This is a genomic window from Vibrio fujianensis (assembly GCF_002749895.1).
GTDB lineage: Bacteria > Pseudomonadota > Gammaproteobacteria > Enterobacterales > Vibrionaceae > Vibrio > Vibrio fujianensis.
Map to the genome: position 1 here is coordinate 630,071 of NZ_NBUS01000054.1, position 6,200 is coordinate 636,270.

At 44.8% G+C, this 6,200-nt stretch carries 5 protein-coding genes; 2 read left to right on the forward strand and 3 right to left on the reverse strand.

Annotation, left to right across the window (positions count from 1 at the left end; genetic code table 11):
- Positions 1-142: 142 nt before the first annotated feature.
- From B7C60_RS16000 to B7C60_RS16010, 3 genes are all read right to left on the reverse strand, one after another.
- Positions 143-2,944, reverse strand: a complete 2,802-nt coding sequence (locus tag B7C60_RS16000; protein ID WP_099612500.1) for a TolB — start codon at positions 2,942-2,944, stop codon at positions 143-145.
- A 171-nt stretch (positions 2,945-3,115) separates the two neighbouring features.
- Positions 3,116-3,769 (reverse strand): hypothetical protein, encoded by a 654-nt coding sequence (locus B7C60_RS16005; RefSeq protein WP_099612501.1) that lies wholly within the window; start codon positions 3,767-3,769, stop codon positions 3,116-3,118.
- Positions 3,759-4,934, reverse strand: a complete 1,176-nt coding sequence (locus tag B7C60_RS16010; protein ID WP_099612502.1) for a hypothetical protein — start codon at positions 4,932-4,934, stop codon at positions 3,759-3,761. Before B7C60_RS16010 ends, B7C60_RS16005 begins: the two co-directional genes overlap by 11 nt.
- 170 nt (positions 4,935-5,104) lie before the next feature.
- On the opposite strand from B7C60_RS16010, the gene B7C60_RS16015 reads away from it, so the two are divergent.
- The gene (locus tag B7C60_RS16015) at positions 5,105-5,803 is read left to right on the forward strand and encodes a response regulator (RefSeq protein WP_099612503.1); all 699 of its coding nucleotides are present in this window, start codon (positions 5,105-5,107) and stop codon (positions 5,801-5,803) included.
- A 9-nt stretch (positions 5,804-5,812) separates the two neighbouring features.
- The coding region (locus B7C60_RS16020) for a hypothetical protein (RefSeq protein ID WP_216639334.1) at positions 5,813-6,200 on the forward strand (388 nt) is incomplete at its 3' end.

A 6,200-nucleotide genomic window follows, 5' to 3' on the forward strand; every position in this document is an offset into this window, starting at 1 on the left:
ATTAGACAGCATCTAAAATTGATTTATATCAATTTTAGATGCTATGTCCGAGAAAAAACATGTATCGAATGAATGAAAATAGTGACAAAAGATGAATGACTGATGAGAAAAGAGCCTGTTTGCATACAGGCTCTTTTCTCTCTTAAAACTCAGCCGCGAGCTTAATGTACACTTCATCTTTGCCCAGCTTACTGTCTAAACCATGGGCATATCCAATATGAATCGGTAACGCATTACCATACAAAACGATCGCATCGACTTGTAACTCAGCACCGATGCCCGTTAATGCACTGTAGCTTTGCTGAGAATTCCAACTGGAACCAGAATCAACAAATGCGGTCGCAGAAATGTCACCTAAACCAATCGGCCATAAGCCCCAGTTTCGCTCAGCGCGATACAGCAAACGGCTTAGCTCAATACTTTGTGTGGCATATTGCTGGCCCACTTGCGCCGCAGAACCATAACCGCGTAGTTTAAGTTCATTTCGGCCATAAAGTTGTGCTTCGTCACCCGTATAACCACCAAGTTCAAAAGGTTTAGCTTTAGCATCGGCATAACCGGCGGCCACATGCGTTGTTAAGCGTAAACGTCCGGGTAAATCCCAGTTCGCCTGCCACTGTGCTTGCCACTTCTGTCCTGAGTAGTCACCGTCAATATTGGTTTCCCACACTAAGTCAGCGTAATGTCCCCAAGCGTAACCGGGGATATTCAATAAGCCTTCACGGTTATCCCATTGAATCGCACCACCGGCCAGCCATTCATTACTCGCGTCCGCATAGTGAGAACCTTGAGGAGATTTGACCAACGCTTCTTTCTGCCAATAGGTTCCAACGCCAACGTTTAAGTGGTCATCAAACCCATGCCATAAATGGTTACGCTGCAGAGTGAAATCATCCTGACGAACAATCCGATCGTCTTTACCCGTTAATGCGTTAAATTTAAACTCATGTTCACGACTTAATGTCGCTTGCCAGCGGTTATCGTATTGATAGCCAAGTTGATAAGCAGCAAACGCATTTTTACTGTCCCATGCCGCCATGATGTCATATTGGTGGCGACCCAATACATCGGAGCCACTAGTAGCAACACCAAATAACGATTGATTATCATCAGACTGCCATACCGGCACCCAATAACGTGGCGCTAACGTCGATAATGGCGAGTATCCTGTTGGCTGACTTTTCTCTGTCGCAGTGACCGTGGCTATCGGAGCCGCATTCACGGTGTTGGCCACCGGTAGCGTCGATAGCGGTATATCGGCAAGTCCTTGCGGATTCTCTACACGACGCAGATGGTAACCATCATGCTCATACGCTTGATAAACAATCCCTTCAGGCCCAGATTGCGGTGAAAATGCACCGCCGATTTCTGCGGTTAATTGTTCAACGATATTGGTTTGCAAATCAAGACGATAAATCTGATAACGCCCAGTATAATCGGCGCTGAACAGTAAATCGCCTTGCGCAGTAAAGCTCAATTGATGTTCAGTAGCGGCGGTTTCAGTGACCGCCATCCAGCTTTGCGTTGGCTGATCAAAACGCATAATATTCCACGACTGAAAAGGCGCTTTCACTGTGGCATAAATATCACCGTTTGGTGAGACGTCCATATCGCCTAATACCCAATTGGGTTCACCCTGCCACAATTGCGTTTGCTTGCCATTTAATTCGATTTGCCATAACTCAGCCAGACCTTGCTGATGACGGACCGCAAAAATGCTTTGCCCATCGTTACTCCAGCGTGCTTGCGCAAAGCGTTGCTGCTCAGTTAAACGCTGCCACTGACCATCAACATAACGATACAGATCATTAAAAACACGCCCATCAACATACGAATTGATCTGCGAAACCACTAGCCCTTGCGTCGGATGCGAGTCGATACTGGTTAAGCTTTTGGTACTGACCAGACTTTGCCATTGACCATGCTTAGCATCCCATTGAGCAAGGTTAGCGCGATCGTCGCCATTTCGACGCCAAGCGAGCAACGTGTCATTGTCATGGGCTAACAAATACTCAAATGGCTGAGCATCGAACTCATGGTAAGTAAACGCCTCATTAGAAGTCAGTTGATCGGCAAACTGCGTGTTCAAATCGGCACGAAACTCTTCCCAAAGCGCGAAAAAATCTTTCCCAAAAATGTGTCTAGCACTGAGATTTAAGAAAAGTCCCGGAACCAAATAGCCACTGTAATCGGTTAAAAAGGCCTGAACAGACTCTTCACCATAGGTTTTGGCTAGATACTGAACAAAATAAGCACCATACAAATAGTTACTGCCAAAGGGCAAACGCTTATTCGCCACCACCACTTGTTCAATATCGGCTAACTCACCACTCTCCACTTCCATACGCATCTGCATTGCAAAGTGACTGTTGTGTAATCGACCCACACCATGATCGTTTTGGCTTTCCATATAGACCGCCAAACCTTCCAATAGCATCGAGGGGGTAAGAGCATGTGGGAATAAAAAGGGATGACGGCCGACAATGCCTCGTCCAATGGTAACAGCACCATCACTCATTTCCATATGGATAATATGGGTATATTCATGACGGATCAGTAAATGCAGCCACTCATCATTACCTTCTAAGCCATTCACATCGCTAGGTGGATTGATGATCAGACGTATCTGTGCGTAAGGCAGTGGCGTTGCCCAGCCATTAGAGTAATCATAATCATCGACAAGTGTGAGATGAGTTCTCTCCACTGGCATTTGTGAAAACTGAGTCGCAAGCTCTTGATGAACCTGCTCCGCAATATCTAATGCGCGCGCTGCACTACTAGCAAGTTCACTGCGAAAATGCACTATAAAGTGCGCCGATTGCTGAGTTTGCCATATCTGCCCGGCTTGATCCCAAGCAACAGGCTCCGCCAACACATGAGGAGAATGAAGTCCAAGACAAGCCATCAGGCCCATAATCGGAGAAAGTGCCAATGTTTTCGACATAGTAAACAGCGATCCTATTAGTGATTAACCGTATTTATTATAAAGATAAACATCAAAATCAGTCAGTCATGAAATGTATGGTTTTGTCTGAATCCAACCCCATAAGCAAGTGCATTAACACCGATTGACCTCAATGACAAAGTATGCAGAATGAATCGTGGTAAAGGATGATTACCAAAACAGATAACGTACACTCCAAGTCAGCACCGGCTCGGTAAAATTCCTATCGACTTGATGATTAACGCCAACCTCCACCGAGCTCACCCAATCGGATAAAAACGGCGTTTCCCATTCAACACTCATGCCGACATCACGCCAAGTCCCAGAGACATCACGTAACGCTTGATTATGTTTGTCCGCATAGCGAGACCAGCCATTGATACTCCATTCATCATTAAGCTGATAGGAGCCATCAATCAGCCACTGTGCTCCAACGGCATTTGACCAATCCTTTTGCCATGCTAATGAGGCAGACAATGATTCAGTAAATAAATACCCGATACGCAAACTTGAACCGATTCGTGATGAGCCCTGCTCTTCGCTCAATAAGACTGGGCCAACGGTAAAATAAGCCTTGTCCCAATAAGGCATAGGTAAAGCCAACCCCGCTTCACCTCCCTGAGCAAAAAACAGTCCAAACTCCGTCTCTTTTTCGTAAGCAATGCTCGGTGACCACTCCCATTTGGTTGATGAACTCACCGCAGGGCTATCAATACCAAAACTGGCCCCAAGGCTAAACTCATCACAACGCACCACGCCGACCCATAGGGTCAGCGTGAACACGACGATAGTTTGGTAACCTAGAATCATCGTTTTATTGAGCATCGGGTAGCCTTTTCTGACGGTAAACATCCTTCCACATCTGATCTTGATGATCGCCCATCAGATGACAAATAATGCCTGAGCGTTTAAATAGATAAATGATGCCAACCGATAATGAACATAAGGTAAAGATCAGCAAGAAATTATTCGGTAAGGTCGTTCCCATCTTCGCTGAAGCCCAAGTGAGTAGCGGTCCCCATAAGAAAATAAAAATCGACTTATGGAAAATAAACACGGTTAATGAGTACATGCCAATCCAATTAAGAGGACGCCAGCTTAAACGGACCCCAGCTTGATGCAGTGTTAAAATTAAACCAATCACTAAAAATTCCGTGCCCCAAATCCCGAGACGACCAATGGTATCTTCTGCTAAGGCATGCTCTTCGGCATAGACATCATGCAAATCAATCGTCGCGGCTTGACCATTCAAGAAATAAAGCGATAAAGCCACCAGCGCAATACCCAATACAAGTTTATTCAGCGCATCACGTTTTTCAGCGTAATGATGCCACACCCACCCGTAGAGGAAACCAAAACACCCACTGGCCATAAACAGGTCTAACCGCGCATCCAACTCATAGCCTGGGTGTACATGGGTTTGCATCCATAGTTCAGCATGCTCTAGTAATGATGTCACACCCAACTGACTGACAATGGTACTCAATACGGTCAACACCACCATGCCGCGGATACCAAAAAAGGCGTAAACAATAGAGAAAAAAGCCAGTAGCGTCATCCATAGCATGACTGGATAAAATGAAATTGCCTCACCAAAGTTAGGCGCAATAATAAAACCTTCAATATACAACACAAAAATAATGCTCAAAAATAGAGCCAGTTTTTTCACCAGTGTTGCCCGCATATGTTCAGATGATCGCGCCGAAAGATTAAAGGCCGCTAACGCCAAATAGACTTGACTCACCCAAGGGATCAACCACGCTGAGACTTGTCCGGTAAAACTGTCCATCGGGACAAGTTGCCCCAACATGGGTAAATGTGAACGATATAATGTCTCATAAAAATCGCTCTCTTTAGGGAAAAAATCCACATACCAATAGTTTAAATACCCCGTATAATGTTCAAAGATGGCCATAAAAATGACCAAGCCGCGTAAAAAGTCGAGACCGACTAAACGCGTACGGTTTTCATAGGATTGTGTAGAATTCATGGAACGATACTCGTACTATTAACGTATTGGCCCGAACTATAGTTACTTGCTTTTTGTGACACAACTCATGTTTTGTACGCGTATGTATGCAAGCCTTACACAGCACCACATAATGTACCGTTTTGTCCGCCCCTATTGTATCCACGCTATTTTTAACTGATGATTCACTTATGAAAATTGTACTTATTGAAGACGATGTAAAGCTCGCAGAGCTGCTGACTAGCTATTTGGAAAATAATGAGTTTGAGGTTCATCTGGCTCACGACGGCCTGCAAGCGAGCAGCCTGATTTTGCAAATTCAGCCAGATTTAGTGATTCTCGATCTGATGCTACCCGGTTTAGACGGCTTATCGATTTGTCGAGAGATTCGTAACGACTACAAAGGGAAAATCGTTTTTTTAACCGCCAGTGACGATGACATCGACCATGTCGCAGCTCTTGAATTAGGTGCCGATGACTTTGTGAATAAACCGATTAAACCTCGGGTATTACTGGCGAGAATCCGCATGTTGCTGCGCCGCCAGCAACAAACCGAGTTAGCGCATCCAGACAATGATCATCAACTTCATTTTGGGCAGCTCAGTATCAATCACAAACTTCGTCAATGCTCTCTCGCCGGGGAAGATATTGTACTTACCGACAGTGAGTTTGACCTTTTGTGGTTACTGGCGAGTCATGCTGAGCAAGTACTATCACGCGAGTATTTAGTCAAAGAAACTCGTGGAATTGAATACGATGGGCTTGATCGAACCATCGACAATAAAGTGGCCATTTTACGCCGTAAACTTGGTGACAGCTCCTCAGTCCCAAAACGTATCTTAACCTTGCGTGGTAAAGGTTATTTATTTGTCCCAGAAAACTGGTCATAAAGGGAGACTATGAAACGTCTTTATTTAGAGCTGTATCTCGCTCTGGTCGGTATTTTTATGTTTACTTTAGTCAGTTATGTCACTATTGATGACTGGCTCTCTCCTGATCTTGACTTAGTGGCGCACAGTCAACAAATCCAAAGTACCCTTGAGCTTTTAGAGTTTATTGCCGATCAACAGGGCATTGAAATCGCGCAAGAAAAACTACAGTCGATGATCGAGGCTAACTGGCTTCTCATTGAGCCACTGTCTAAAGACTCACCGTTATTGACACCTCAAGTGAAAGAACAATTAGCTAATCATCACGTTTATAGTAACGATGACGATGGCTCTATCTTTATTTTTGAACCTACCGATACCATCTATCATATTTATCGTGATCCAGAAGCCGAAATTT

Excerpts from the sequence above, each read along its gene's own strand:
- B7C60_RS16000 (WP_099612500.1), bottom strand. The coding sequence starts at position 2,944 with ATGTCGAAAACATTGGCACTTTCTCCGATTATGGGCCTGATGGCTTGT.
- B7C60_RS16005 (WP_099612501.1), bottom strand. The coding sequence starts at position 3,769 with ATGCTCAATAAAACGATGATTCTAGGTTACCAAACTATCGTCGTGTTC.
- B7C60_RS16010 (WP_099612502.1), bottom strand. The coding sequence starts at position 4,934 with ATGAATTCTACACAATCCTATGAAAACCGTACGCGTTTAGTCGGTCTC.
- B7C60_RS16015 (WP_099612503.1), top strand. The coding sequence starts at position 5,105 with ATGAAAATTGTACTTATTGAAGACGATGTAAAGCTCGCAGAGCTGCTG.